This is a genomic window from Caulobacter sp. GW821-FHT12A07 (assembly GCF_058807655.1).
In genome coordinates, this window is sequence record NZ_JBXAQX010000001.1 from 500,559 (window position 1) to 527,181 (window position 26,623).

20 protein-coding genes and 1 tRNA gene are annotated in these 26,623 nt (G+C 68.5%); 11 read left to right on the top strand and 10 right to left on the bottom strand.

Annotation, left to right across the window (positions count from 1 at the left end; translation table 11 throughout):
* Positions 1-187 precede the first annotated feature (187 nt).
* Positions 188-529 (top strand): ferredoxin FdxA, encoded by a 342-nt coding sequence (fdxA, locus tag AC1RRS_RS02370; RefSeq protein WP_487288018.1) that lies wholly within the window; start codon positions 188-190, stop codon positions 527-529.
* A gap of 431 nt (positions 530-960) precedes the next feature.
* Positions 961-1,467: a CarD family transcriptional regulator gene (locus tag AC1RRS_RS02375; RefSeq protein ID WP_487288017.1), complete on the top strand. Its 507-nt coding sequence runs from the start codon at positions 961-963 to the stop codon at positions 1,465-1,467.
* A 42-nt stretch (positions 1,468-1,509) separates the two neighbouring features.
* On the opposite strand, the gene AC1RRS_RS02380 is transcribed toward AC1RRS_RS02375, so the two are convergent.
* Positions 1,510-1,707 (bottom strand): hypothetical protein, encoded by a 198-nt coding sequence (locus tag AC1RRS_RS02380; protein WP_492853778.1) that lies wholly within the window; start codon positions 1,705-1,707, stop codon positions 1,510-1,512.
* 95 nt (positions 1,708-1,802) lie between these two features.
* Here AC1RRS_RS02380 and AC1RRS_RS02385 point away from each other — a divergent pair, with 95 nt between their 5' ends.
* Positions 1,803-2,216, top strand: coding sequence for a DUF1801 domain-containing protein (locus tag AC1RRS_RS02385; RefSeq protein ID WP_492853779.1), 414 nt, complete (start codon positions 1,803-1,805; stop codon positions 2,214-2,216).
* Between the two features lie 4 nt (positions 2,217-2,220).
* Here AC1RRS_RS02385 and AC1RRS_RS02390 read toward each other — a convergent pair whose 3' ends face one another.
* Positions 2,221-3,546, bottom strand: a complete 1,326-nt coding sequence (locus tag AC1RRS_RS02390) for a PepSY-associated TM helix domain-containing protein (RefSeq protein ID WP_492853780.1) — start codon at positions 3,544-3,546, stop codon at positions 2,221-2,223.
* Between the two features lie 117 nt (positions 3,547-3,663).
* A complete protein-coding gene (locus AC1RRS_RS02395; RefSeq protein WP_492853781.1) occupies positions 3,664-5,757 on the bottom strand; it encodes a TonB-dependent siderophore receptor in 2,094 nt (697 codons plus the stop codon).
* Positions 5,758-5,981: 224 nt separating this feature from the next.
* On the opposite strand from AC1RRS_RS02395, the gene AC1RRS_RS02400 reads away from it, so the two are divergent.
* Positions 5,982-8,255, top strand: coding sequence for a WD40/YVTN/BNR-like repeat-containing protein (locus AC1RRS_RS02400; protein ID WP_492853782.1), 2,274 nt, complete (start codon positions 5,982-5,984; stop codon positions 8,253-8,255).
* A gap of 178 nt (positions 8,256-8,433) precedes the next feature.
* On the opposite strand, the gene AC1RRS_RS02405 is transcribed toward AC1RRS_RS02400, so the two are convergent.
* Genes AC1RRS_RS02405 through AC1RRS_RS02415 form a run of 3 tightly spaced genes read right to left on the bottom strand, consistent with a single transcriptional unit; the run spans position 8,434 to position 10,896 of the window.
* A complete protein-coding gene (locus AC1RRS_RS02405; RefSeq protein ID WP_492853783.1) occupies positions 8,434-9,351 on the bottom strand; it encodes an alpha/beta hydrolase in 918 nt (305 codons plus the stop codon).
* Between the two features lie 46 nt (positions 9,352-9,397).
* Positions 9,398-9,757 (bottom strand): response regulator, encoded by a 360-nt coding sequence (locus tag AC1RRS_RS02410; protein ID WP_058349276.1) that lies wholly within the window; start codon positions 9,755-9,757, stop codon positions 9,398-9,400.
* Positions 9,754-10,896: a sensor histidine kinase gene (locus AC1RRS_RS02415; RefSeq protein ID WP_487288010.1), complete on the bottom strand. Its 1,143-nt coding sequence runs from the start codon at positions 10,894-10,896 to the stop codon at positions 9,754-9,756. Before AC1RRS_RS02415 ends, AC1RRS_RS02410 begins: the two co-directional genes overlap by 4 nt.
* Positions 10,897-11,193: 297 nt before the next feature.
* On the opposite strand from AC1RRS_RS02415, the gene AC1RRS_RS02420 reads away from it, so the two are divergent.
* From AC1RRS_RS02420 to AC1RRS_RS02435, 4 genes are all read left to right on the top strand, one after another.
* A tRNA-Arg gene (locus AC1RRS_RS02420) sits at positions 11,194-11,270 on the top strand.
* A 585-nt stretch (positions 11,271-11,855) separates the two neighbouring features.
* Positions 11,856-15,446 carry a TonB-dependent receptor gene (locus tag AC1RRS_RS02425; protein ID WP_492853784.1) on the top strand — a complete coding sequence of 1,197 codons (3,591 nt, stop codon included), beginning with the start codon at positions 11,856-11,858 and terminating at the stop codon, positions 15,444-15,446.
* Positions 15,447-15,551: 105 nt separating this feature from the next.
* A complete protein-coding gene (locus tag AC1RRS_RS02430; protein WP_492853785.1) occupies positions 15,552-17,726 on the top strand; it encodes a galactocerebrosidase in 2,175 nt (724 codons plus the stop codon).
* Positions 17,723-18,445, top strand: coding sequence for a FadR/GntR family transcriptional regulator (locus tag AC1RRS_RS02435; RefSeq protein WP_492853786.1), 723 nt, complete (start codon positions 17,723-17,725; stop codon positions 18,443-18,445). The genes AC1RRS_RS02430 and AC1RRS_RS02435 overlap by 4 nt, the downstream gene beginning before the upstream one ends.
* Before the next feature lie 243 nt (positions 18,446-18,688).
* Here AC1RRS_RS02435 and manD read toward each other — a convergent pair whose 3' ends face one another.
* A complete protein-coding gene (gene manD, locus AC1RRS_RS02440) occupies positions 18,689-19,897 on the bottom strand; it encodes a D-mannonate dehydratase ManD (protein WP_487288180.1) in 1,209 nt (402 codons plus the stop codon).
* 137 nt (positions 19,898-20,034) lie between these two features.
* Here manD and AC1RRS_RS02445 point away from each other — a divergent pair, with 137 nt between their 5' ends.
* The 3 genes from AC1RRS_RS02445 (at position 20,035) to AC1RRS_RS02455 (ending at position 22,608) form a co-directional block, all read left to right on the top strand.
* The gene (locus tag AC1RRS_RS02445) at positions 20,035-20,778 is read left to right on the top strand and encodes a FadR/GntR family transcriptional regulator (RefSeq protein ID WP_492853787.1); all 744 of its coding nucleotides are present in this window, start codon (positions 20,035-20,037) and stop codon (positions 20,776-20,778) included.
* Positions 20,779-20,992: 214 nt separating this feature from the next.
* Complete coding sequence (locus AC1RRS_RS02450) at positions 20,993-21,538, top strand: hypothetical protein (RefSeq protein WP_492853788.1); 546 nt, start codon at positions 20,993-20,995, stop codon at positions 21,536-21,538.
* Positions 21,539-21,660: 122 nt separating this feature from the next.
* Positions 21,661-22,608 carry a polysaccharide deacetylase family protein gene (locus AC1RRS_RS02455; RefSeq protein WP_492853789.1) on the top strand — a complete coding sequence of 316 codons (948 nt, stop codon included), beginning with the start codon at positions 21,661-21,663 and terminating at the stop codon, positions 22,606-22,608.
* A gap of 177 nt (positions 22,609-22,785) precedes the next feature.
* On the opposite strand, the gene aceB is transcribed toward AC1RRS_RS02455, so the two are convergent.
* From aceB to AC1RRS_RS02470, 3 genes are all read right to left on the bottom strand, one after another.
* Complete coding sequence (gene aceB, locus AC1RRS_RS02460; RefSeq protein ID WP_492853790.1) at positions 22,786-24,366, bottom strand: malate synthase A; 1,581 nt, start codon at positions 24,364-24,366, stop codon at positions 22,786-22,788.
* Between the two features lie 306 nt (positions 24,367-24,672).
* The gene (locus tag AC1RRS_RS02465; protein WP_408611073.1) at positions 24,673-24,903 is read right to left on the bottom strand and encodes a hypothetical protein; all 231 of its coding nucleotides are present in this window, start codon (positions 24,901-24,903) and stop codon (positions 24,673-24,675) included.
* 55 nt (positions 24,904-24,958) lie between these two features.
* Positions 24,959-26,572, bottom strand: a complete 1,614-nt coding sequence (locus AC1RRS_RS02470) for an isocitrate lyase (protein ID WP_487288003.1) — start codon at positions 26,570-26,572, stop codon at positions 24,959-24,961.
* Between the last annotated feature and the right edge of the window lie 51 nt (positions 26,573-26,623).

Here is a 26,623-nt window from a genome sequence, read left to right on the forward strand (position 1 = left end):
GAACCCCGTTCTTCATTGTCGGAAGCCCGACAAAGCGTGCTCAAAGCGCCGCTCGCGGGCGCCCGTCTGTCGGCGTCGTCAGAAATCCTGGCCCCGCCGCGCACCGCGCCGCATTGACATTCACGCCCGTCGCTCCGAAAACGCGGCCGCGTTACGTCCGTCCGTCCCAGAAAGCCGCCAAGTTCCGATGACCTACATCGTCACCGACGCCTGCATCCGCTGCAAGTTCATGGACTGCGTCGAGGTGTGCCCGGTGGATTGCTTCTACGAGGGCGAAAACACCCTCGTGATCAATCCGGACGAATGCATCGACTGCGGCGTCTGCGAGCCGGAATGCCCGGTCGACGCCATCAAGCCGGACACCGAGGACGAGGCCGACGGCAAGTGGCTGCGGATCAACTCCGACTACGCCAAGGTCTGGCCGAACATCACCGTCAAGGGCGAGCCGCCGGCCGACCGCGCCGACTTCGAGCGCGAGACCGGCAAGTTCGAGAAGTACTTCAGCGAAAAGCCCGGCAAGGGCTCCTGATCCGGGCCTGAATCCCCGTTTCAGAGCGCGCCAGGGTTAGGTGTGCGCGGCTAACCCGCCCGGGCGCGCTCCACATGTTTGAATCTAGAGCCTGCTGATCAGATTTGGATGGTTTCCATCCAAATCTGGCAGGCTCTAGAGGCCGGTTTACAGCCGTCGCGACCCCATGCCGGGTCGCAAGCCTTTCATGAGGCTGAATTTTATGCTATTGTCGCTTCCGACGTGACGGATGCGCCCTCGCACCCGCATGTCTGGTGGAAGACGACAGCCGTTCAACGGCTCGCCCGATCGAAGGCGAAGGGTGACTTAAGAGACACTCCAAATCCTGATCCGACTTGGCCCCGCCTCTCCGACGGACGGGTTGCTATCGCTTTTTGGGATGCTTGGAAACGGCGTTTTGGGCGCGAGCCCAATTTTATGAGGACGAACGAATGAGCAAGAGCGGTCTGGAATTCTCGGTCGGCGATCACGTCGTCTACCCCGCCCACGGCGTGGGGACGATCCAGGGCATCGAGACCCAGGAAGTGGCCGGGATGTCGCTCGAAGTCTACGTCATCACCTTCGACCACGAAAAGATGACCCTGCGCGTCCCGACCAAGAAGGCCAAGGCCGCCGGCCTGCGCCCGCTGGCCGAAGGCGACGTCGTCAATCAGGCCCTGACCACCCTGAAGGGCCGCGCCCGCGTGAAGCGCACCATGTGGTCGCGTCGCGCCCAGGAATACGAAGCCAAGATCAACTCGGGCGACCTGGTGTCGATCGCCGAGGTGGTCCGCGACCTGCACCGCGCCGAAAACCAGCCGGAACAGTCCTATTCGGAGCGTCAGCTCTATGAATCGGCCCTGGACCGCATGGCCCGCGAAGTCGCCGCCATCGAGCGCATCGACCGCGAAGCCGCCATCGGCATCCTGACCAAGTCGCTGATCAAGACCGCCGCCTGAGGCTTCCGCCTCAACGACGACGTCTTCGAAGACGCCCCCGGTTCACCGGGGGCGTTTTTCGTTGGGGGCCGGACCAGGGCGCTTGGGCACGCAGATATTGGCGACGATGGTAGCGCCGCCGTCGTCCGCGAACGTCTCGTAGCCGACGATGCGGCTCGCCTTGCGCTGTCCGGGCGGACAGCCGTCGGAGGCGCACGCCGAAAGCACCAGGCCGGCCAGCGCCACAGTCGCCAATCGCATCAGCATGAAGCTCCCCCTGCCGCTCCGCCTAATGGCCAGCTTGGCAGCAGATCCGATCGCGCTCAATCTCGATCGGCCGCACCGGAGTCTTCGCCATGGCCGAACCCAAGACCCGCCCGACGGACGCCAGCGTCGACGACTTCCTGGCCGCTTCGCCGCCTGCACGCCGGGCCGACGCGCAGGCCATCCGCGCCCTGCTGGCCGAGGTCGCCGGCGCGCCGGCGGTGATGTGGGGGCCTTCGATCGTCGGCTTCGGGTCCTATTCGACCGGCGGCGCCAAGCCGATGGACTGGCCTCTGCTCGGCTTCTCGCCGCGCAAGACCGAGCTGGTGCTCTATTTCGCCTCGGACTTCCCCGAACGCGAGGCCCTGCTGGCGAAGCTGGGCAAGCACCGCTCCGCCGTCTCCTGCATCTACGTCAAGCGCCTGGCCGACGTGGACCTGGAGGTCGTCCGCGCCCTGGCCGAAGCCTCGGCCGCCTGGACGCGGAGCGGCCACACGGCCTGCTGAACCCTTACGCCGGCTTCCTGCGCAGCACCCGCGCCCGGCGCTTCTTCAGCCAGATGACCACGCCGGTGACGCTGAGCGCGGCCACGACCAGGCCGGTCAGCGAGATCAGGATGCGGCCCGGCAGGCCGAGGATCCGGCCCGAGTGCAGCGGGAACTGGGCCTGGACGAAGATGTCCGCGGCCGTGCCCTTCCAAGGCAGGCGCTCGCCCAGATAGCGGCCGTCGGCGCCGTCGTAATAGAGGTAGGGCGGGCCCACGCCGCCGGCCCCGTGGTCGTCGCCCACCTTGTGGAAGGCCACGCCGTAGACGCCGTAGTGCGGCGAGTAGAACGCCCCGCCCACCGGGGCGGTGAAACCGCGCGCGGCCGCGTCCGTCCTGGCCTTGGCGATGATCGCCTCATAGGTCTGCTTGGGCAGGATCGGGTTGTCGTGGCTGGTCGGCACGCGGGTGTCGAACGGGGTCGGAGAGACCTTCGAGATCTTCGACATCACCGGATAGAACACCTCGCTGTAGAGATTCAGCGAGAAGGCCGTGAAGGCCACCACGAACAGCACGCCCCACAGCCACAGGCCGAAGGCCCGGTGGATGTCGAAATTGATCCGGTAGGCGCTGGCCTTGGTCTTGATCTGCCAGGCCGGCTTCCAGCGGCTCCAGAAGCTCTTGGCGGGCTTGCGGCCATTGGTCGGGCTGGCCGGCAGGGTCAGGTAGAAGCCGACGAAGCAGTCCAGCGTCCACAGCACCGCGACCCCGCCCAGCAGCCAGACGCCCCAGCGGTCGATCCCCCAGAACTCGGGAATGTGCAGGGTGTAGTGCAGGATGTAGAGGAACGAGACGAAGGTCTCGGTGGTGATCGGCCACACCGCGCCCCACTCGCGCCGGCCCTGCTCGACGCCGGTCGCCGGGTCGATGAACACCTGGTTGTAGCCCAGCTCGTAGTGCTTGCCGGTCTTGGGGTCCTGGCGGGCGTCGACGCCGATGGCCAGGGTCTCGCCCGGCTCGGCGGTCAGCGGGAAGTAGGAGACGATCACCCGGGGATCGCGCGCCTCGACCTGCTTGACGATGTCGAGGGTCGGCAGGGCCGGACCATCGGTCCGGGCGTGCATCAGGTGCGGATTGAGGACGTCGTCCAGCTCGTGGTCCCACGAGATCACCGCGCCGGTGACGCCCGAGATGAACAGGAAGCCGGCGATGAACAGGCCCACCCAGCGGTGGACGAAGGTCAGGGTCGGCCGCACGGCCGCGCGCACGGCCTTGGCCACCGAGGCCGCGGGCGGCTGCGGGACCGGCGTGACGTCCGGCGCGTAAGGTGTTTCCAGATTGCGCGCGTCCATCCGGCCTCCCGGAGCCCTTCGGTTCCGCGCCATGCGAGGCGGCTGAAAGGCTCGAAAACAAACATCAAGGGCGAGGCGGCCATCGACCGGCCGCCTCGCCTCTCTTAATAACGATTATTAGAAGCGATAGTCCAGGCGAACCGACACGCTGCGCGGGGCGGCGTAGTAGGCCTGCCCCCACATCAGGCTGTTGAGGTACTTCTCGTCGCCGACGTTCTTGAGGTTCAGCGTGCCGCGGATGCGGTCGGTGACGTCGACGCCCGCCATCAGGTCGACCACCGCATAGGCGTCCTGGGTGACGTCGGCGGCGTCGGTGGTGATCTCGTCCTGCCAGCGCACGGCGGCGCCGAGCTTGAGGTTGCGCAGCGACCGCACGCTGTAGGTGGTCGAGGCCTTCAGCGTCTTGCGCGGCAGGAAGATGCGGGCGTCGGCGCCGGTCGCCGTGTCCTCGATCTCCAGCGACGTCCAGCCGGCGCCGACGCGCCAGTTGTCGGTGATGCGGCCGCTGGCCTCGATCTCGTAGCCCTTGGATTCGGTGTCCTGAGCCGAATAGTAGCTCTTGCCGTCGGTGAAATAGCCGGCCCAGGCGGCCAGGCCGTTCTGCACGGCCTTGAACACCGAGCCGGTCACGTACAGGCGACCGTCGAACCACTCGCTCTTGACCCCGGCCTCGTAGCTCTTGCCGTGCACGGCGGCGAGCTTGGCGCGGGTGGAGTCGACCTCCGACTGCGGATTGAAAATGTCGGTGTAGCTGGCGTAGAGCGAGACATTCTTGTTCAGGTCGTAGACCGCGCCGAGGTACGGGCTGACCTTGCTTTCGTCGCGGGCCATGTCGGCCCCGTACGAGAAGCCGTAGGCCTTCAGCTTCAGGGCGTTGAAGCCGGTCACCAGCTTCAGCTTGTCGGTTACGCTCAGATGGGCGCCGGCGTAGAAGCGGGCCAGCTTGGTGGTCTCGTTGGCCGACAGATAGGCGCCGGGGAAGCTCGGCTCGGCCGGCTGGGTCGAGCCCCAGCTCGAGACCGACGAATAGACGATCGAGTCGCTCGAGAAGTCTTCGTACTCGTGCCCTTCCGAACGCGAGACCTGGCCGCCGACCACCAGCTGGTGCTCGCGGCCGAAGGCCTGGAACGGACCCGAGGCGTAGGCGTCCAGGGTGTAGCTCTCATAGATCGACGGATAGACGCCCGCCATGCCGTAGACGCCCAGGCCCGTCGTCGGGTCGATGCCGTCCGCGCCGGTGTAGGCGTAGAGCAGCTTGGCGTGCTCCTCGAAGCGCTTGGCCGTGGCGATGGCCTTCAGGCGCCAGCCGTTGTCGAGGCGATGCTCGACCTCGGCGAAGGCGGTCTGGTCGCGCACGTCCCAATAGGTCCAGTCGGCCGAGGTCGAGGACGAGACGTCGTAATTGATCAGGCTGCCGTCGCTGTAGGTCAGCGGCAGGGCGCCCCACAGGACGCCGGACGCCCGGTTGTCCTGCATCGACCAGCCGAAGGTGGCCGTGGTGTTGTCGGTCACGTCCCAGGCCAGCAGGGCGGCGTAGACGTTCCGGTTGACCTTGTAGTGGTCGAGATAGGAGTCGCGGTCCTCGTTGGCGTAGATCAGCCGGCCGCGCAGCGTGCCGCTCTCGTTCAGCGGACCCGAGACGTCGGCCTCGAGGCGCTTGGAGTCCCACGAGCCGTACTGCAGGGCGGCGTTGGCCTGGAACTCGGCGGTCGGGCGCTTGCGCACGTAGTTGACGGTGGCCGACGGGTTGCCGGTGCCGGTCATCATGCTGTTGGCGCCGCGCACCACTTCGACGCGGTCGAACAGCACGGTGTCGAGCTCGCCGAACTGGATGCCCCAGATCAGCGGCAGCCCCACGCCGTCGACCTGGAAGTTGGTGATGTCGAAGCCGCGCGAGTTGTAATAGGTGCGGTCGGTCTCGACCTTCTCGACGTTGACGCCGGTGGTCAGGGCCAGCACGTCGTTGATGTTGGTCAGGGCGAAGTCGTGGATCGTCGCGCCGTCGATGATGGTCACCGACTGCGGCGTCTCACGCAGGCTCATGTCCAGGCCCGTCACCGCCGAGGTGCGGGTCTTGGCGCCGGTCACCACCACGCCGTCCAGGTTGTCGGCCGCGCCGTCGGCGGCCGGGGCCTCGGCCGCGTGGGCGGCGGCCAGCAGGGCCGGGCTCATGGCCGCGGCGAGGAGGAAGGCGCGAAGGGATCGGGACATCTGGGGCGCTCGTGCAATCAAGAATAAGTCGCAAGAGCGCATAGGCGCCGGGTCCGGGGCTGTCAAACCTCAGGATGCAATGGATTCGCATTTGCATTCAGGCTGCGTCCTTTCGGCCACGGCGCGCGTCGGTAGAGCTTGGTTAGCGCTAACAATTGTGGCTGGCGAAACGGTCTCGGCTCATGCGAGATCACGGGAAAACTACGCTTCGCATTAGGGTCGCCATGTCGTTCACTTCAGCCCCGAGCCGCCGCGAAACCCTCCAGGGCCTGCTTCTCGGCACGGCGATGACAGCGCTGCCTTTTGGAGCCGCCGCCCACGCGGCGACGCGCGCCCTGCCCTATCGCTGGCGCAACGTGCGGGTCGGCGGCGGCGGCTTCGTGCCCGGCGTCGTATTCAGTCCGGTCGAAAAGGGCCTGGCCTATCTGCGCTCCGACATGGGCGGGGCCTATCGCTGGCAGGCCTCGGAAAGCCGCTGGATCCCGCTGCTCGACGATCAGGCCCAGGGCAGCTGGCAGGGCGTCGAGAGCGTCGCGACCGATCCGCTCGACGCCAACATCGTCTACCTGGCCTGCGGCATGGGCCGGCCCGATCCGGCCGCCATCCTGCGCTCGGAGAACCGCGGGACCGACTGGACCGTGATCCCCGTCCCCTTCCGCATGGGCGGCAACGAGGACGGCCGCGGCCTGGGCGAGCGCCTGGCCATTGATCCCAACGACACCCGCACCCTGTACTTCGCCTCGCGCCACGACGGCCTGCAGGTCAGCCGCGACCGGGGCGCGACCTGGGGCAAGTCCGCCAGCTTCCCGCTGCCGGGCCTGGGCCTCAACGCCCGCCCCGCCCCCACGCACGGCGGCCTGTCGTTCGTGATCTTCGATCCCCGCAGCGGCCAGCCGGGCCAGGGGTCGAAAACGCTCTTCGTCGGCGTCGCCGATCCCTCCGAGCATCACCTGTGGCGCAGCGACGACGGTGGGGCCAGCTGGAAGCCGATCCCCGCCCCGCACGCCTATCTGGCCTGCAAGGCGGCGCTGGATCGCGAGGGCCGGCTCTACGTCACCTATTCCAGCGGTATCGGCCCGTCGAACGTGGCCGACGGCGCGGTCTGGCGGCTCGACACGGCGAACAACGCCTGGACCGAGGTCACGCCCGCCAAGCCGCAGGCCCAGCGCGGCGGCGGCTTCATGGGCGTGGCGGTGGACGGAGGCGGCGCGGTGGCGGTGACCAGCCTCAACCGCTGGAACCCGCACGACACCCTGTGGCGCTCCACCGACCACGGCGCGACCTGGACCGACCTCTATCCCGACGCCCGCCGCGACGTGACGACCACGCCCTTCCTGCACTGGGGCGAGCCGGAGGCCGACTTCGGCTGGTGGATGGCGGGTCTGGCCATCGATCCGTTCGACCCCGACTTCGCCTGCTACACCACCGGCGCGACCATCTACGCCACCCGCGAGTTCACCAAGGCCGCCGCCGGCCGCCCGACCACCTGGTTCCCATGGGTCGAGGGCATCGAGCAGACGGCGATCATCACCCTGGCCAGCCTGCCCGAAGGTCCGCAACTGCTCAGCGGTTTCGGCGACATCTCCGGCTTCGTGCACGACGACCTGTCCGTCTCGCCGACCGACCAGTTCACCACCCCGGTGTTCGGCAACACCAACTTCATCGACTACGCGGGCCGCAAACCCGCCATCGTCGTCCGTAGCGGCACGCCGCACCAGCGCCACGGCGGCCCGACCCTGGCCTGGTCCGGCGACCACGGGCGCAGCTGGGCGCCGATGACCGCGCCGCGCATCGGCAGCGCTCCGCCGCCGCCCGGCCAGGGCCGGCGCGGTCCCGACCCGCACGACGACGCCGCCATCGTCGTCAACGCCGACGGGAGCGTGTTCATGGTCATGACCGCCCAGGCCCAGATCACCCGCGACCAAGGCGCGACCTGGCAAGCCAGCAAGGGCCTGCCGGCCTGGGTGCGCCCCGTGCCCGACCGCGTCGATCCCAGGCGCTTCACCGCCATCGACCTTCAGACCGGCAAGCGCTTCCTCAGCACCGACGCCGGCGCCAGCTTCGTCGAAGCCCCGGTGCGCGGCCTGCCCGCCGACCTGTCGGCCGACCAGGTGACCTGGCGCGAGATCCCCTGGCCGCTGAAGGCCGCGCCCGGCCAGGCCGGCCATCTGTGGTTCGTCTCCACCCAGGGCCTCTTCCGCTCCACCGACGGCGGCGCGCGCTTCACGCGGATCGACGGCGGCGTGCAGGTCGACCAGCTCGACCTCGGCGCCTCGCCGCCCGGCAAGCCCTGGCCTGCTCTCTTCGCCATCGGCCGCAAGGACGGGGTGAAGGCCATCTGGCGCTCGGACGACGAAGGCAGGAGCTGGGTCCGCGTCAACGACCCCCGCCACGAATACGGCCGCCGCTTCCGCTGCCTGGCCGCCGACATGCGCGTCTACGGCCGGGTCTATGTCGGCACGGACGGACGCGGGATCGTCTACGGGGAGCCGGGCTAGAGAAACCTCTCCCATAGGGAGAGGGAGGGGCCCGCCGCGAAGCGGTGGGAGGGTGAGGGGTTACACCCTCATCGCATGGCCCGCGATCGAACCGGCACGCCGGCCGGCCTCGTAACCCCTCATCCTCCCACGCCTGCGGCGCGGGCCCCTCCTTCTCCCTCTGGGAGAAGGTGAACCATCAGCGCCCCGCCCGCTGCTTGATCCAAGCCTCCACCGCCTGCGTATAAGCCCCCGGCAGGCCCAGTGTCCGGTTGACGTCGGCGTGGCTGAGGTCCTGCGGCAACACCGGCATCGCCTGACCGGCCTTCTCCACCTGCGCCTGGAACGCCCTGGCGTCGTCGCAGGGCTTGTCGGGACGCTTCGTCGAGCAGACCACCAGCATCGGCACGGCCGCCGGCGTCCACTGGTCCATCGGCGAGACCTTGGCCCAGCCGGCCGGATCGCTGCCGAACGCCTCGTCGTAGAAACCCGGGTGGCGACCGTCCATCACCGACGCGACCTTCATCGCCGCCGAGTCCAGCACCACCGTGCCGGCCCAGGGCTTGCCGACCATCTCGGGCTTCGACGACAGCAGGGCCACGATGTGCGCCCCGGCCGAGTGGCCCATCAGCACGATCCGCCGGTCGCTGGCGCCCCACTCGACGGCATGGTCCTGCACCCGCCGCAGGGCCAGCGCCACGTCCTGCGCCTGCTCGTAGGCCATGGCCTCGGGCAACAGGCGGTAGTTGACGCTGACGAACACGTAGCCCTTGGGCAGCCAGTATTTCAGCTTGTTCTCGATCGAGCCGACATTGGCCTTGTCGCCGATCTTCCACGCCCCGCCGTGGACCATGACGATCACCGGCGCGTCCTGCGCGCCCGGCGGAATATAGACGTCGATCGCCTGGCCCTTGGCCGTCCCATAGGCCTCGGTGAGCTTGCGGGCGCCCGGCGCGATGGCCTGCAGGTCGACCGGCCGCTCCTCTTCCGCGCGCTTTTCCTGCAGGCGCTGGGCGATACGCTCGCGCATGTGGTTGCGCAGCGGCTGGGCCTCAGCGGCGAGCACGCCCATGCTCAGGGCGCCGATCACGGCGGCGGTAAGGATCTTGCGGGTCATGGCGAGCGATATCGGCTCGCCCAAGCGCGGCTTTTTCGGGGCGGCGTCAGGCCGCGTGGCCGAACCCGTGCACGGCGTCGCGCAGGTGACCGAAATTGATCGGCTTGGCCAGCACGGTGACGTCTTCGAAGCCTTTGCGCGGCAGGGCGCCGTAGCCGGTGGCGAAGACGAAGGGCACGCCCTTGGCCCGCAGCGCCTCGGCCACGGGAAACACCATCTCGCCGCCGATGTTGATGTCGAGCACCGCGCCGTCGAGGCTGGGCTTGTCGTCGTCGAGATAGGCCAGGGCCTCGCCCACGGCCCCGAACGAGCCGGAAACCTCGCAGCCGAGATCCGTCAGCAGGTCCTCGACCATCATGGCCACCAGGGCCTCGTCCTCGACGATCATGATCCGCCGCCCGTTCATGCCGCCGCCAGCCTTTGCGACAACGGAGCGCGGAAGGTGAAGACCAGGCCTTCGGGGGCGAAGTCCAGCAGCGCCGAACCGCCCAGATCGCGCGACAGGCCGCGCCGGATCAGCCGCGAGCCGAAGCCCTCGCCGCCGGGCGCCGGGGCCACGACGGTCGGGCCGCCGCGCTCGCGCCATTCCAGGGCGAAGGTCGGGTGCAGTCCGCCCGCGTCCTCGACGCGCCAGGAGACGAACACCTTTCCTTCCGGAGCCGACAGCGCCCCGTACTTGGCCGCGTTGACGATCAGTTCGTGCAGGGTCATGTGCACGGCCACGGCCGCCTCGGGCGTGATCTCGATCGGCGGCCCCTCGACCACGAAACGGCCGTCCTCCAGCCCGCCGAACGGGCGCATGGCGGCGGCCAGGATCTCGCGCAGGTGGGCCTTGCCCCAGGCCTGCTTGGTCAGCAGCTCGTGGGCCTGCGACAGGGCCAGCAGGCGCGACTCGAACGACTCGTTGAACGCCGCCGGCGAGGTCGCCGTGCGCAGGGTCTGGCTGGCGATCGACTGCACCGAGGCCAGGGTGTTCTTCACCCGGTGATCCAGCTCGCGCATCAGGAAGGTGCGCCGCTCCAGCTCCTTGTTGAGCGAGGCGTGCAGCCGGCCGCTCTCCAGAGCCGCGGCCGTGGCGCGGGCCATGACCTGCAGCTTGGCGACGATCTCCGGCGGCGGCGTATGTTCCTTGGCCCAGTAAGCGCCCAGGGCCGCGATCGGATCGCGGGTGCGCACCGGCGTCATCACCAGGCTTTTGACGAAGGTCGGCCGGTAGGCGTCGTGCGGGATCCGGTCGTCCTGGTAGATGTCGGGGATCACCACCGTCTGGCGGTTCAGCATCGCCCAGCCCGAGATGCAAGCGGTCAGCGGGAAGCGCTTGCCCTTCCACAGCGGGCCGATGGCGTCTTCGTCCAGGTACCAGCAGCAGTCGTTGTCGCGCAGCACGAAGGCCACGCCGTCCGCGCCGGAGATCCGGCGCGCGGACGAGCGGACCACGGCGGCCACCTCGTCGATCGTGCGCGTCGCCGACAGCTCCTCGATCGTCTCGACCAGAGTCAGCAGCGCAGAATCGTCTTCACCGCCCGACAAGTCGTGTTCGGCCATGTCCAGCATAAGGATTTGACGCTCGCGGGGCTACTTGCGCCCAAACCTAGCACGCGTCGGGGGGACAACAACAAGAGGCGTGGCGCCGCACAGGATTACTCCCGGTTGCCGGGAAGGTTAACAGAGTCCTTGCGCCGACCGACAGCCGAGGGAGATCAAGGCTTTGTAGCGCTACCGTTTGCCAAGGCCAGGCGCCCGCACACGCTCTACTTGCGACAATCAGCCGCGCCGTCGCCTCGCCCGGGCTTCGCACCCGCCGCAACATGCGCTATGCACCCGGTCCGCGCCATGCCGCACGGTCCAGTAGCTCAGCAGGATAGAGCAGCGCTTTCCTAAAGCGAAGGTCGGGGGTTCGAGTCCCTCCTGGACCGCCACCTCCCCTTTGTCGCTCCGCTCTAAGATTTCAGCGGCGCAGGTGGTCAGGCCGCGAGTCGTGCCGCGCGGCGCGAATACGTGGCGTTCATGAAACATGCGGCGACAATGCGGCGGATTTCGCGTCCGCCTTGGCGTAGCGCAACGCGCCGGGCGGCGGCTCCGCACAAGCGCTCAAGTCCCTAATTTTCAACGGAAAAGCTCTCAACGCCCTGTGGCGACGGCGCTCCAAAATGCGCCCTTTCGGCCACAGTTCTCGTCACATTGATAATATCAATTCTTGCCAAAATATCTCCGGTATGTAATGAAGTGGTCATGCCACATAGTGGAACTGGCCCGAACATATTGGGACTGGCCAAGTTCACCCACTAGGGCTGGGGAGAGGGAACAATGGCTTTCAGACCAAGGGCGGGACCGCCCTAGGCCGGCCCGGTCGCGTGCAGGCGTGACCACGGGGGGCATGAACGGACTTGCAAAGTCCGGCGAGGGCTGAGGGGCCCTCGACCAAATAAAATACATCGGGAGGAAATCTAATGGAGCGCCTAAGCGCGCGCGGCCAGATGGCCGCTGCTGTGTCCGTCATTGCCTTGAGCGCGGCTATCGCGCCGCAGATCGCCGGGGCGCAGGAAGTCATCAAGACCGCGTCGTCGGCCGGAGCCCCGACCGCCGCGCAGCGGGAAGAGCCCACGCAGGTCGAGACCATCGTCGTCGGCGCCCGCGCCTCGCAGCAGTCGTCGATCTCGCGCAAGAAGCGCAGCGTCACCGCCCAGGACTCCATCGTCGCCGACGACGTCGGCTCCTTCCCCGACGGCAACGTCAACGAAGCCATGTCGCGCATCGCCGGCGTCGCCATCGAGCGTAACGGCTGGGGCGAAGGCGACGGCGTGGTCGTCCGCGGCAACGGCGCCGACCTGACCCGCGTGGAACTGGACGGCATGGGCGTGGCCGCCTCGGGCGCCAACCTGGCCGTGGGCGGCGGCGACGGCCGCAGCGCCGACCTGCGCGAATTCCCCGCCGAAATGATCAAGAGCCTGGACGTCATCAAGGGCCAGACGGCCGACATGACCCCGGGCGGCCTGGGCGCCACGATCCAGATCCAGACCCGCACCGGCCTCGATTTCAAGAAGCCCTACATCTCGGTGCGTGGCGCGGCCGCGGGCAACACCCTGTCGCAGAAGGCCTCGCCGGAAATCGGCGTCGTCGCCTCGCGCAAGTTCCTCGACGACCGCCTCGGCGTCATCGCCAACATCAGCTACAGCAAGCGCCTGAACGACAGCCACTCGCTGAACAACGGCGGCTCGAACAACGCCCAGGGCTACACGCGCTTCGCCGACTTCGACAACTCGCCGGACAAGACCTTCACCTACAACCCGGCCACCGCCAACGGCACCGGCGCCACCGATCCGATCGGTTCGTGGGCCCTGACCGGCGGCGGCTTCTGGAACGCCCCGACCCCGGTCGACGTGCTGACCAAGTCGGCCGCGGCCAAGACCAAGGCCGAGTGTCTCGCCGCCTTCCCGCTGCTGAACGACGCCCAGCTCGGCACGATCGTCGCCGGCTCCAACGGCGCCAACCGCCTGGCGGCCCAGCAGGCCCAGATCAACTCGCAGATCAGCTGCCTCAACCAGTGGAACGACTACACGCCCAACCTGGTGCGCGATCAGAACTGGTCGCAGTACGAAGAGCGCCTGTCGTGGGACATCCGCCTGGACTATCGCGTCAACGACGACCTGACGATCTTCGCCAAGTACCAGGTCTCCAACCGTGACCAGCTGGAAGAGAACCGTCAGCGCACCCGCGGCGGCATCGCCACCCTGTACGGGGCCTCGACCGGCCAGACGACCACCTCGCTGACCACCAACACCTTCTATCCGGCCGGCACGCCCAACGTGCTGAGCGCCGTCAACGGCGGCGGCTACTACATCTACATGCCGGGCCTGCCGACCAGCGCCTTCACGATCGACACCACGCCGGGCACGGCGGTCACCAACAACGCCTTCCCGCTGTACGGCGTGGCGGCCAACATCGTGCCGGGCTCGATCCAGGTCGACGGCAACCACCACCTGACCCAGTTCGACATCACCAACGCCGGGGTCAATATCGACCACATCAACAACCAGCAGGACTGGCACACCAAGTACTGGTCGGGCGGCGCCAAGTACGAGCACGGCCCGATCACGGCCGACCTGACCTATGGCCACAACGAGAGCAAGTACAGCCGCCAGGACATCCGCCTGTCGCGCTCCTACAACTACGGCAACGCGACGATGCGCGTGCTGGAGAACGGCATCTGGACGATCGACACGCCGGCCTCGTACGACGAGACCAACATGTCGAACTTCGTGCAGATGCTGAACCCCACGGCGGTCGGCATGCCGTCGTACAGCAACGCCTATCGCCTGTCGTTCACGCCGCGCCTCGTTGAAAGCGCCGAAGACCAGGTCAAGTTCGACCTGACCTACCTGCCGGACATGCCGCTGTTCACCCGCTTCAAGGTGGGCGCCCTGTACCGCAACGCCACGGCTGAATCCTGGGGCAACGGCGGCTACTCGCCCACCACCGGCGTCTTCGTGCCAACCCTGACCCTGCGCAGCGACGTGCGGGCCTGTCAGAACGTGGCGACCACCACCGCGGCCAACGCCTGCGTCTACGGCTACGCCCCGAACCCGACCACGGGCCTGAACTTCCTGTACGGCATCGAGACCCTGACCCAGGCGCAGCTGATCTCGATCTACCAGAACTCGCTGGAAGAGAACTCGGGCCCGTTCATGAAGGGCTACGAGGGCACTTCGGGCCTGGAGCTGTGGGACAGCATCGACGTGCCGAAGGCCTATTCGCAGCTGGCCAGCGCGGCCAACTACAACCTGGGCTGCATCAAGTCGTGCACGGCCAGCGACGGCAAGGTCTACGACCAGCCCTTCAACGCCACCGAAGAGACCATGAGCTCGTGGTACTGGATGGCCGACCTGGCGTACGACCTGCCGTTCGGCATGGAGCTCAAGGGCAACCTGGGCAGCCGGATGTTCAAGACCGAGGTGGCCGGTTCGGGCTACGTCACGCTGAACTACACGCTGAAGAACAGCAACTTCAACCCGGCCGATCCGAACAACGCCCTGGGCGTCAGCACCGGCGCGATCACCAAGCAGGTGACCCTCAACAAGTCCTACACGGGCTGGCTGCCGTCGTACAACGCCGTCCTCTGGACCATCCCGGACAAGGTCGCGCTGCGCTACAGCTGGGCCAAGACCGTCGCCCCGCCGGCCATGAAGTACCTGTGGCCGGGCGGCTCGTGCACCTATGACGAACGCCGCCTCGACGTCATCGAGACCGACGGCTCGTCACAGGACATGAGCTGCGGCACCTTCGGCAACGCGGACCTGAAGCCCTACCAGGCGACCAAGAACAACACCTCGCTCGAGTGGTATCCCAACAAGGACACCTCGTTCAGCGTCGCCTACTACCGCCAGAAGGTCCGGGTCGGCGGCGCCATCGCCGTGCCGCTGAAGAACAACCGCACGATCTTCGACGGCAGCGACACGGTGGTGCCCGGCACCGACCGCCAGCTGTCCGACGTCGACTTCGCCATGACCACCTACCAGAACGGTCCGGGCTACGTGCAGTCGGGCTGGGAGTTCGTCGCCAAGACCGCCTTCACCTTCCTGCCCTGGAAGTTCAGCAAGACCGGGATGGACTTCAACGTCTCGACCACCAAGTCGAACAACTCGGTCACCTACATGGACCCGCTGACCGGCGAGGCGCTCGATCCGATCGGCCAGTCCAAGTACTTCGCCAACCTGGTGTTCTGGTACGACGACGGCGTCACCAAGGCCCGCATCGCCTATCAGACCCGCGACCGGGTGCTGTCGTGCATCTCGCCGTGCGGCAACACCAGCGCCTCGCCGGTGCGTAACGCGCCGAACACCAACATCGGCAACTTCGTCGGCTTCCCGTACAACCCGAGCGAGCCCTTCTACTCGGAGAAGTACGAGTACCTCGACGCCAAGATCTCGCGTCGCCTGAACCGCAACTTCGAGATCTACGCCGAAGCCCGCAACATGCTGAACGCCGCCCGCCTGTCGGTCGGTTCGGACAGCCGCGGCTTCGACGGCAAGCCCAACCCGTGGTCGGTGTCCTACGGCGGTGCCCGCGTTGCGGTGGGCTTCACCTACCGCAACTAAGCCTGCCTTCCGCCCCGGCGTCCGCGCCGGGGCGGAGCCCTCCGGGCCCCCTTTGCTTGTACCTGCGACCGGCCCCCGCCGGTCCGCGACCGACAGGGCTCACCGATGGCGATCTGGAAGTCTCGCGGGCCCCGCCCGCCGTCCGGCCGACCGGACCTCTCGCGCCGCCTGCACCTGCTGGGCGCGACCTCGATCCTCTGCCACGCCTTCGCCGGCCGCGCCCTCGCCGCGCCAGCCGCTCACACCATCACGCTCCATGGCGACGCCGGCGGCCCGCGCTTCGACGGGATCGGCGTGGTCAATGGCGGCGGCGCCACCTCGGTGCTGCTGAAGGACTATCCCGAGCCCCAGCGCGGCCAGATCCTCGACCTGCTCTACAAGCCGAAATTCGGCGCCTCGGTCAGCGCCCTGCTGGTCGAGATCCCCGGCGACGGCAACTCCACCCAAGGCTCGATGCCCAGCCACATGCATGCCCGCGGCGACCTCAGCTACGAGCGCGGCTACACGTGGTGGATCCTGCGTGAAGCCAGGAAGCGCAACCCCGCCCTGAGCCTCGACGGCGCGGCCTGGAGCGCGCCCGGCTGGCTGGGCGGCGGCCAGTTCTGGTCGGCCGACACCATCGACTACTACATCACGTGGCTGGAGGGGCTGCGCTCGGTCCACGGCCTGGAGATGGACGCCGTCGGCTGCCGCAACGAGAAGGGCGCCGACTATCCGTTCGTGAAGGCCTTCCGCCAGGCGCTGAACCAGCGCGGCTTCGCCAAGGTCAAGCTGCACGCCTTCGACAACTGGCCCAAGGACAAGCTCGACTTCGTCGCCGACATGGCCGCCGACCCGCAGCTGCGCGACGCCATCGACGTCATCGGCGCCCACGTCTTCTACGCCAACGGCCACGCCTCGGCCGAGGTGCAGGCCATGGCGAAAGCGATGGGCAAGCCGATCTGGAACACCGAGGACCACGTCTATCTGAAGGGCTTCGACTGCACGATCGGCATCGTCCGCGCCTTCAACCACAACTTCGTCCTCAGCGGCGCGACCAAGGTGGTCAACTGGTACGACATCGCCGGCGTCTATCCGATCGAGCCCTATCCGGAAGACCCCGCCGCCGTCCTCGCCCACCAGCCGTGGAGCGGCCACTACAAGGTGCGCGAGGCGCTGTGGGGCTACGCCCACTACGGCCAGTTCAGCCAGGTCGGCTGGACCTATCTCGCCGGTGGCTGCGGCATGCTGCCTCGGGACGGCTCCTACGTGACGCTGAAGTCGCCGGGCGAGGACTGGAGCCTGATCGTCGAGACCAAGGACGCGCAGGGTCCGCAGACGCTGCGCATCGCCGTCGGCGGCGGGCTTTCCGACCAGCCCCTGTGCGTCTGGCGCAGCGACGCGGCCGAGCAATTCATCCGCCAGGACGACCTCGCCGTCGAGAACGGCGCCGTCACGATCACCCTGACCCCGAACGCCATCTATTCGCTGTCGACCACGCGCGGCCAGCGCAAGGGATCGTTCGAGGCCGCGCCGCCGCCCGCCCGCTTCCCGTTCCCCTATCGCGAGACCTTCGCCGGCTACGCCCGTCCCGCCGCCCACGGCTGGCTGCCGCGCTACACCGCCGACATCGCCGGCGCCTTCGAACTGGCCGACCGGCCGGACGGCAAGGCCGGCCGCTGCCTGCGCCAGGTGGTTCCGATCCCGACCATCTCCTGGGCCCCGGACTGGCGGCCCTACACCATCCTCGGCGACGCCGACTGGACCGACTACGAGGTCTCGGCCGCCGTCTGGCTGAACCCCGGCGACACCGCCGCCGTGATGGGCAGGATCAACCATGTCGGCACGGGCTACGGCTTCACGCCCAAGGGCTATTTCCTGGAGCTGGCCCACGACGGCCGCTGCCGGCTCGTCGCCATCCGGGGCAAGAAGGATCCGAAGAAGGCCGTGGGCGACGCCGAGCAGCAGGCCCTGATCAAGGCCGGCAGGTTCGAGGGCGAGGGCGGCGAGCTGGTGCTGGGCGACACCGTCCTGGCCGGCGCCGGACCGGGCCGCTGGCTGCGGCTGGCCTTGCGCTTCCAGGGGCCGCGCATCACGGGCCTGGTCAACGACGCCCCGGTGCTGACCGCCGAGAACACGCTCTACCCCGCCGGCATGGCGGGCCTGCTGGCCGGCGCCGACAAGACCCGCCTGTCCACGCCGTGGTTCGACGACCTGACCGTCAAGGCGGTGGGCGCGCCGACGCCGCGCCCCTCCCTGCCCTCGCCCCGCCAATCGCCCATCTACGGAGCCCGCTCGTGACGCGTTCGCTGACCACGGCGGGAACCCTCAGCCAGACCCTGGCCAACGACCTGGGCCAGCTGATCGTCACCGGCGCCTTCGCCGTGCGGGCCTTCCCGACCGAGACCGAGATCTGCGATCGCTACCAGACCTCCCGCACCGTCGTGCGCGAGGCGGTGAAGATGCTGATCGCCAAGGGCCTGGTGGCCAGCCGCGCGCGGCGCGGCACCACGGTCAACGCCGAGGACGACTGGAACCTGCTGGACCCCGACATCCTGTCGTGGATCCGTACACGGAAGTTCTCGCTGGACCTGCTGATCGAGTTCACCCAGTTGCGGCTCAGCGTCGAGCCGACGGCCGCCGCTCTGGCCGCGCGCGAGGCCGACGCCCCCCGCCGGGCCGGGATCGAGCAGGCCCTGGCCCGCATGGCCGCCGCCGAGCAGGGCGACGAGGATCCGCTGACGGCCGACATCGCCTTCCACGTGGCCGTGCTGGAGGCCAGCGGCAACCGCTTCCACCGCCACATGCGCGACGTCATCGAGGCGGCCCTGCGCTTCGGCGCCCAGCGGCCGGGGATCGAGCAGCAGGCCGACCAGCACCTGCCCGCCCACGCCCGCATCGCCGACGCCATCCTGGCCCGCCGCCCCGCCGACGCCGAAGCCGCCATGCGCGACCTGCTGCTGCGGATCCTGGAGCCGCTGGACCTGACGCGGATGCAGCGGCGACGGCCCACGGCCTGACCCCTCTCTCTGAGAGAGAGGGCGGGGCCCGCCGCGAAGCGGTGGGAGGGTGAGAGGTTTCACCGCTTCCGGTAATCGCAAAAAGGGCCGCCCCTTTCGGGACGGCCCCTTATTCCCAGGCTTAAGATCAGGGGAGGCGGATCTGCTCAGGTCCGCGCCTCATTCGGAGAGAGTGTAACCTCTCACCCTCCCACGCCTGCGGCGTGGGTCCCTCCCTCTCTCAAAGAGAGAGGGGTCTAGGGATCACCAGTTCCACATCGTCCCGTCTTCCAGGCGCGCCACCGGCAGCTGGCGCGGCTCGTAAGGGTACTTGGCCGCCAGGGCCTCGTCGATGTCGACGCCGTGGCCGGGGGTGTCGCCGACGTAGAGCAAGCCCTTGTCGAAGCGGTAGTCGTGCGGGAACACCGCGTCGGTCTCGGGCGAGTGGCGCATGTATTCCTGGATGCCGAAGTTCGGAACCCAGGTATCGAAGTGCAGCGCGGTTCCCATGGTCACCGGCGACAGGTCGGTGGCCCCGTGGCAGCCGGTGCGCACCTGCCACAGCGAGGCGAAGTCGGCGATGCGGCGCAGGTGGGTCAGGCCGCCGGCCCCGACGATGGTCGTGCGGATGTAGTCGATCAGCTGTTCCTGGATCAGGTCCTTGGCGTCCCAGATCGTGTTGAACACCTCGCCCACGGCCAGCGGCGTGGTGGTGTGCTGGCGGATCAGGCGGAAGGCCTCCTGGTTCTCGGCCGGGGTGGAGTCCTCCAGCCAGAAGAGGTCGTAGGGCTCCAGGCTCTTGCCCAACTGGGCCGCCTCGCGCGGGGTCATCCGGTGGTGGCCGTCGTGCAGCAAAGCGACGTCGAAGCCGTGCTCCTTGCGCAGCGCCTCGAACAGGGTCGGCAGGTAGCGCAGGTACTTGCGGGTGTCCCAGGTGGTCTCGGTCGGCAGGGTGGCGTCGGCCGGCTCGTAGTACATGTCGCCGCGGCCCACGCCGTAGGCGAGATCCAGGCCCGGCACGCCCGACTGGGCGCGCACGGCCTTGTAGCCGGCGTCGATATAGCGGCCGACGGCCTCGACGGTGTCTTCCAGGTCGCTGCCGTTGGCGTGGCCGTAGACCAGCACGCCGTCGCGCGAACGCCCGCCCAGCAGGTCGTACAGCGGCGCGCCCAGCGCTTTCGCCTTGATGTCCCACAGGGCCACGTCGACGGCGGCGATGGCCCGCATGGTCACCGGACCGCGACGCCAGTAGGCCCCGCGATAGAGATACTGCCAGATGTCCTCGATGCGGCGCGCGTCGCGGCCGATCAGCACCGGGATCACGTGGTCTTCCAGATAGGAAACCACCGCCTTCTCGCGCCCGTTCAGGGTGGCGTCGCCGATGCCGTAGACGCCCTGGTCGGTCTCGATCTTCAGGGTGACGAAGTTGCGGCCGGGCGAGGTGACGATCACCCGCGCCGCCGTAATTCGCAGCGGCGGCAGACCGGCTGCCTTGAACGGCTGGGTTTGACTAGTATGCACGTCGAGATTCCCGTGGTCTTCCATGGGAGTTCAATAGTCCCAGCGGTTCGGCCTGTCCATATTGGCCTGACCAATTTATAAGGTCGCTTATGTCCACCAAGGTCGAAGGCCGTCTTTACGAACGCGTCGCCCGCGATCTGGCCGGCCAGATCGCCGAGGGCCGCTACGCCGTCGGTCAGCGCCTGCCGTCCGAGCGCGACCTGGCCCAGACCTATTCGGTGTCCCGCCCGACCATCCGCGAAGCCATCATCGCGCTGGAGCTGGACGGGCTGGTCGAGGTGCGGCTGGGCTCGGGCGTCTACGTCAAGGCCCAGCTTCCCGCCCAGGGTCAGGCCGGCGACACTGACATCGGCCCGTTCGAGCTGCTGGAGGCCCGCCGCGCCATCGAGGCCGAGGCCTGCGCCATGGCCGCCAAGCGCATCGACGACGAGGCCCTCGACGAACTCGACCGCCTCGTGATCGAGATGCAGGCCGAGAACGCCCGCGACGTCGACCGCGCCGAAGACGCCGACCGCCGCTTCCACATGCTGATCGCCTCCTCGACCCAGAACAGCGCCATGATCGCCGCCGTCGAGATGCTGTGGGAAGCCCGCGCCCGCTCGCCCCAGACCAAGCTGATGGGCCAGAAGGCCCACGCCGCCGGGGTGATCCCGCGCATCGACGAGCACATGGCCATCGTCACCGCCCTGCGCGCCGGCTCTTCGGAAGACGCCCGCGACGCCATGCGCCGCCACCTCACCCGCGTGCTCAACTCGCTGCTGGCGGCGACCGAGGTGCAGGAGCTGGAAGAGGCCAAGGCCCGCATCGCCGCCACCCGCGACCGCTACACCTGAGGCCAGCCCCGCGCGGCGGGGCCGGAACGATTGGCCGACCGGGGCCGTTCAGCGAGCAACAGGCGCCGCCTCGAAAGGGGCCTCGCCCTCACCTCGCGCAGGGATGACCCGGCCATGCGATCGATCCTTCTGATGCTGCTCGGCGTGCCCCTGCCGATCATCCTGTTGCTCGCCTTCTGCACGCATCACTTCTGAGCCGGCGGGAGCAGATCGGATGTCGGACCTCGTCCCCGAAGAGCACCAATCCGCCGTCAGCTGGGACGCCGTCCTGGCCGGCGCCGCGGCGAGCGTGGCCCTGCTGTTCGTGCTGGTGTCGCTGGCCGCCGGCCTTGGCCTGAAGATGGCCCCGCGCTGGCCGACCGGGCTGACCGCGGCCGACTTCACCCCGCTGGTCGGCGCGGTCTTCGTCGCCTGCCAGGTGGTGGCCAGCATGCTCGGCGGTTACCTGGCCGGCCGGCTGCGGACCAAGTGGCTGCACGTCCATGACCACGAGGTGCATTTCCGCGACACCGCCCACGGCCTGCTGGCCTGGGCGACCAGCGTCGTGGCCCTGCTGCTGCTCGGCGCCCTGACCGCCTCGCCGCCGGTGAGCCCGCCCGACACCCTGGCCCCGGCCGAGGTGATGCGCGCTGGCCAGATCGCCGCGCAGATCTCGCTGTTTTTGGGCATAGGCGCCTTGACCAGCGCCTTCGCCGCCAGCGTCGCCGCCGCGATCGGCGGGCTGCGGCGCGACGACATGCACCGGCTTCACCGCGCCTGACGGAGCGATGCAACCTGCGGACAATTGGCCATACCAATTGAACGCATCGCGCCCCATCGCCCTGGCCAAGGCCGCTGGCGACCTGATAGGGACGGAGCCCAGGACAGTCCGGGGGAAGCTTCATGACGCCCAGCCGCCGCCAGATCGTGCGCGAGATCGCGACCGCCTTGCCGTTGCTGCTGGCCCTGGTCGCCGCCCCCGCCCTCGCCGCTCCGCCTGAACGCTTCGACGTCGCCGTCACGGTCGACGACCTGCCCGACCACGGCGCCCTGCCACCCGGCATGACGCGGCTGTCGATCACCCGGGACCACATGGCCCTCTTCAAGGCCCACGGCGTGGTCGAGGCCTTCGGCTTCGTCAACGGCGCCAACGCCGACGATCCCGACAGCCTCGCCGCGTTCGACGCCTGGCGCGCCGCCGGCCATCCGCTGGGCAACCACACCGCCACCCACCTCAACATCGACAAGGCCGCCAGCCTCGACGCCTGGATCGCCGACCTGCAAGCCGGCGAGCCGGCCGTGGCCTCGCGGATGCCGGGCCAGGATTGGCGGTATCTGAGGTTTCCCAACCTTTCGACCGGCGCGACGCGCGAGCGCCACGACGGCGCGGCGGCCTGGTTGAAGGCCCACGGCTACAAGGTCGCTCACGTCAGCGTCTCGTTCGACGACTGGGCCTATACCGACGCCTACGCCCGCTGCGCCGCCAAGGGCGACACCGCCGCGATCAAGCTGATGGAAGACCAGTACCTCAAGGGCGTCGACGACGCCCTGGTGCGGATGCGGGCCGTCTCGCTGAAGGTCTACGGCCGGGTGATCCCGCAGGTGCTGCTGACCCACGTCGGCGGCTGGTCGGCGCGGATGCTGCCGCAGGTGCTCGACCGCCTTGATGCGGCCGGCGCCCACTACGTGACTTTGGAACAGGCTCAGAAGGATCCGGCCTATGCCCAGGCCGAGCAGTGGCTCGGCGGCGACGGCATCATGGAGCGCACGGCCCGCAACACCGGCGTCGACCTGTCGGCCCTACCGCCGCCGCTGAGCAAGCCGGTGGATCCGAAGGGGCTGTGTCGATAGCTGGGCCCCTCTCCCCTTGCGGGAGGGGGCGGCCTCCGAAGGAGGTCGGGTGAGGGGTCTCTCAGAAAGATCCGCCGCGCCAGTCCGGCCCGACCGGACGCAACCGTTCAGATTTGAGAGACCCCTCATCCGTCGCCTTTCGGCGACACCTTCTCCCGCAAGGGGAGAAGGATAACGTCAGGCGATCAGCTCGTACGCCGGCAGGGTCAGGAACTCCTCCATCCCCTCCTCCAGCACCATGCGGGTGAAGAGGTGCGCGGCTTCCTCCAGCTTCGGCGAGCCGTGCTCGCGGCGCAGGTCGCCCATCTCCTGGGTGAACAGGCCGATGAACAGCTCCGAGGTCAGCACGCGGCCGTCGTCGAGTTCGGCGGCCAGGCGCACCCACTGCCACAGCTGGGTGCGGCAGATCTCGGCGGTCGCCGCGTCCTCCATCAGGTTGTAGAGCGGCACCGCGCCCCGGCCTTCCAGCCAGGCCTGGGTGTAGCGGACGCCGACGCGAATGGCCTCGCGCACGCCGGTCTCGGTGCGGGCGCCGTCATGCAGCTCCAGCATCTGGCTCTGCGTGATCTCCAGACCCTCCAGCGTCTTGCCGAGCTGGTTGGGGGCCGGCATCAGGCGGTCGAAGACCTCCATGGCCACCGGCACCAGGTCGGGGTGAGCGACCCAGGTGCCGTCGTGGCCGGCCCCGGCCTCGCGCTCCTTGTCGGCGCGGACCTTGGCGAAGGCGGCCTGGTTGGCGGCCTCGTCGCCCTTGACCGGAATCTGGGCGGCCATGCCGCCCATGGCGAACGCGCCGCGACGGTGGCAGGTCTGGATCAGCTTCAGCGAATAGGCGCCCAGGAACGCCTTGCCCATCACCATGGCCGAGCGGTCCGGCGTCAGGAACTCAGACCGGCGGCCCAGGCGCTTGATGAACGAGAAGATGTAGTCCCAGCGGCCGCAGTTGAGGCCGACGATGTGGTCCTTCAGCTCGAACAGGATCTCGTCCATCTCGAAGGCGGCCGGGATCGTCTCGATCAGCACCGTGGCCTTGAAGGTCCCGACGGGCAGGCCGAGCGCCTCCTGGGCGCGGACGAACACCTCGTTCCACAGCCGGGCCTCGAGATGGCTCTCCAGCTTGGGCAGGTAGAAGTACGGGCCCGAGCCCTTGGCGATCGCGGCGTGGGCGTTGTGGAAGACATAGAGGCCGAAGTCGAACAGCGCGCCGGCGACAGGCGCGCCGTCGACTTCGAGGTGGCGTTCGGGAAGGTGCCAGCCGCGCGGCCGGACCTTCAGGACGGCCGGGTTGGCTCCCAGCGCGTAAGCCTTTCCGGACTTCGGATCGACGTGGTCCAAGACGCCGTTCCAGCGGTCCTTCAGGTTGACCTGACCCTCGACGACATTGGCCCAGGTGGGGGCCGTGGCGTCTTCGAAGTCGGCCATGAACACCTTGGCCCCGCAGTTGAGGGCGTTGATGATCATCTTGCGGTCGACCGGACCGGTGATCTCGACGCGGCGGTCCTGGAGGTCGGCCGGGATCGGCGCGACGGTCCAGTCGGCGGCGCGGACATGCGAGGTCTCGGCCAGGAAATCGGGCAGTTCGCCGGCGTCGAACCGGACCTGCCGGGCCTCGCGGGCCGCCAGCAGGGCGCGGCGGCGGGCGTCGAAGCGGCGGTGCAGGTCAGCCACGAAGGCCACGGCCTCGGGGGTGAGGATCTCTACCGCGCGACCCTCGATCGGACCGAGGATCTGGACGTTGGCGGCGATGTCGAGGGGCATGGCGTGTTCCGTGGTGTGGTGACGCGGACTTTGGAAGGTTTATCGGATGCGCAGGGCGCACCCAATGCTCGTCATCCCGGTCGTACGCCCGCGGAGGCGGGCGGAAGAGCCGGATACCCAGGGGCCACCGCGCTGCGCCGGCCACCGCGAAGAAGCCTCGACGACAATGCGGCGGCCCCTGGGTCCCGGATGGGCGCTGCGCGCTTCCGGGATGACGTCTGGAGAGTGGCGGGTGAGAGGAGGAAGCAGGCGCCTCCCCTCACCCCCTAGCGCCCCGGGGAAGCGCCCCAGGGAGCATCGAGCGTCTTACGCGCTCTTTTCAGTGGCCCGGATGGTCGGGACGATCTGGTCGCCCCAGTTGCCCGAACCGTCGTGGTGGCGCGAGGTGCGCACCAGTTCGACCGAGTAGCCGGCCTCGATGGCGCGGCGGACGGCTTCGTTGAGGCGGTGAGAGGCCTCGGCGAGACGGTCCACGGCGCGGTCCTGGGCCGACGAATCCGGCATGGCGGCGGGAGCGAATTGCGTGACGTTGGTCATGACGTTTCTCCTCAGTTCGGGCTTTTGGGGGACGGGAGGGGTTTGAAGCTCGCCGCTATTCGGCGGCGAACTGGTTCATGGTGTTGGCGCCGCCGCCGGCCTTCAGGGCGCGCTCGCCGGCGACCATTTCCTTGAAGCTGTCGCCGAGGTCGGAGCCGACCTCGTGCTGGTGCTTCACGGCCGACACGCCGCGGCGGATTTCCTCGCGCTGCACCGTGTTGACGTAGGCCCGCATGCGGCCCTCGCCGAAGTAGCCGCGCGACAGCTCGTCCATGCTCTTGGCGGTCAGGTGGAAGGTCGGCAGGGTGATCAGGTTGTGGAACACCCCGGCCCGGGCGGCGATGTCGACCTGGAAGCGCGCCAGGCGCTCGTCGGTCTCACGACCCAGGTCGCTGTCGTCCAGGTCGGCCGACATCAGGGCCGCGCCTTCCGGATAGCTGTCCGCGTGGATCTTGCCCTCGGCGATCCACTGGTCGCGCACCTGCTTGCGCAGATTGAGCGTCCAGTTGAACGACGGCGAGTTGTTGTAGGTCAGCTTGGCGTTCGGCACGGCCTTGCGGACCTCGGCCACCATCGAGGCGATCTCGTCGACATTGGGGGTGTCGGTCTCGATCCACAGCAGGTCGGCGCCGCCCTGGGTGAGCGAGGCGATGCAGTCCTCGATGACGCGGGCCCGGCCGGTGCCGTCCTGGAAGGCGAACAGGCCGTTGGGCATGCGCACCGGCTTCTGGAACTCGCCGTCGCGATACAGGGCCAGCTCGCCCGGCTGGATCGGGTTTTCCGGCGTGATCGCCTCGGTCTTCAGCCACTTGATGTAGTCCGAAGCCAGGTCGCCCGGCTCCTGGCTGACCGGGATCTTCTGGGTCAGGCCCGCGCCCAGGCTGTCGGTGCGGGCGACGATGACGCCCTCGTCGACGCCCAGTTCCTCGAAGGCCAGGCGGCAGGCGCGCAGCTTCTCGATGAAGTCCTCGCGCGGCACGGTGACCTTGCCGTCCTGGTGGCCGCACTGCTTGGCGTCGGAAACCTGGTTCTCGATCTGCAGGCAGCAGGCGCCGGCCTTGATCATCTCCTTGGCCAGCAGGTAGGTGGCGTTCTCGTTGCCGAAGCCGGCGTCGATGTCGGCGATGATCGGAACGACGTGGGTCTCGAAGCCGTCGATGGCCTTGATCGCGGCCTGTTCGGCGACCTGGTCGCCGGCCTTGCGGGCGGCGGTCAGGGCCTTGAAGAGGTCGTTGATCGCCACTTCGTCGGCCTGGCGCAGCGAGACGTAGATCTCTTCGATCAGATCGACGACCGAGGTCTTCTCGTGCATCGACTGATCCGGCAGGTGGCCGAAGCGGTTGCGCAGGCCGGCGACCATCCAGCCCGACAGATAGACATAGGCGCCCTTGGTGGTGCCGCGCAGGCGCTTGACCGACTTGATCATCTGCTGGGCGTGGAAGCCCGACCAGCAGCCCAGCGACTGGGTGAACTGGCTGCTGTCCTTGTCATAGGCGGCCATGTCGGCGCGCATGACGGTCGCCATGTCGCGGGCGATGTCGAGGTGGGTCGAATAGGTGTTCTGCAGCTTCAGCTGGATGATGTCGTCGATGGCGACGCCGCCCGGCGTCAGGCCCTGCGGGTAGCGGGCGAGGAGGTCCTGGCGGTGCTCGGCGTAGGTCTTGCGCATGGTCGTCGTACTTCCCCGTTCGGGGCCCGCTGATTGGGAGGCGGGCGTGAT

Coding starts and splice junctions, on each gene's coding strand:
- fdxA (WP_487288018.1), top strand. CDS start 188: ATGACCTACATCGTCACCGACGCCTGCATCCGCTGCAAGTTCATGGAC.
- AC1RRS_RS02375 (WP_487288017.1), top strand. CDS start 961: ATGAGCAAGAGCGGTCTGGAATTCTCGGTCGGCGATCACGTCGTCTAC.
- AC1RRS_RS02380 (WP_492853778.1), bottom strand. CDS start 1,707: ATGCGATTGGCGACTGTGGCGCTGGCCGGCCTGGTGCTTTCGGCGTGC.
- AC1RRS_RS02385 (WP_492853779.1), top strand. CDS start 1,803: ATGGCCGAACCCAAGACCCGCCCGACGGACGCCAGCGTCGACGACTTC.
- AC1RRS_RS02390 (WP_492853780.1), bottom strand. CDS start 3,546: ATGGACGCGCGCAATCTGGAAACACCTTACGCGCCGGACGTCACGCCG.
- AC1RRS_RS02395 (WP_492853781.1), bottom strand. CDS start 5,757: ATGTCCCGATCCCTTCGCGCCTTCCTCCTCGCCGCGGCCATGAGCCCG.
- AC1RRS_RS02400 (WP_492853782.1), top strand. CDS start 5,982: ATGTCGTTCACTTCAGCCCCGAGCCGCCGCGAAACCCTCCAGGGCCTG.
- AC1RRS_RS02405 (WP_492853783.1), bottom strand. CDS start 9,351: ATGACCCGCAAGATCCTTACCGCCGCCGTGATCGGCGCCCTGAGCATG.
- AC1RRS_RS02410 (WP_058349276.1), bottom strand. CDS start 9,757: ATGAACGGGCGGCGGATCATGATCGTCGAGGACGAGGCCCTGGTGGCC.
- AC1RRS_RS02415 (WP_487288010.1), bottom strand. CDS start 10,896: ATGGCCGAACACGACTTGTCGGGCGGTGAAGACGATTCTGCGCTGCTG.
- AC1RRS_RS02430 (WP_492853785.1), top strand. CDS start 15,552: ATGGCGATCTGGAAGTCTCGCGGGCCCCGCCCGCCGTCCGGCCGACCG.
- AC1RRS_RS02445 (WP_492853787.1), top strand. CDS start 20,035: ATGTCCACCAAGGTCGAAGGCCGTCTTTACGAACGCGTCGCCCGCGAT.
- AC1RRS_RS02450 (WP_492853788.1), top strand. CDS start 20,993: ATGTCGGACCTCGTCCCCGAAGAGCACCAATCCGCCGTCAGCTGGGAC.
- AC1RRS_RS02455 (WP_492853789.1), top strand. CDS start 21,661: ATGACGCCCAGCCGCCGCCAGATCGTGCGCGAGATCGCGACCGCCTTG.
- aceB (WP_492853790.1), bottom strand. CDS start 24,366: ATGCCCCTCGACATCGCCGCCAACGTCCAGATCCTCGGTCCGATCGAG.
- AC1RRS_RS02465 (WP_408611073.1), bottom strand. CDS start 24,903: ATGACCAACGTCACGCAATTCGCTCCCGCCGCCATGCCGGATTCGTCG.
- AC1RRS_RS02470 (WP_487288003.1), bottom strand. CDS start 26,572: ATGCGCAAGACCTACGCCGAGCACCGCCAGGACCTCCTCGCCCGCTAC.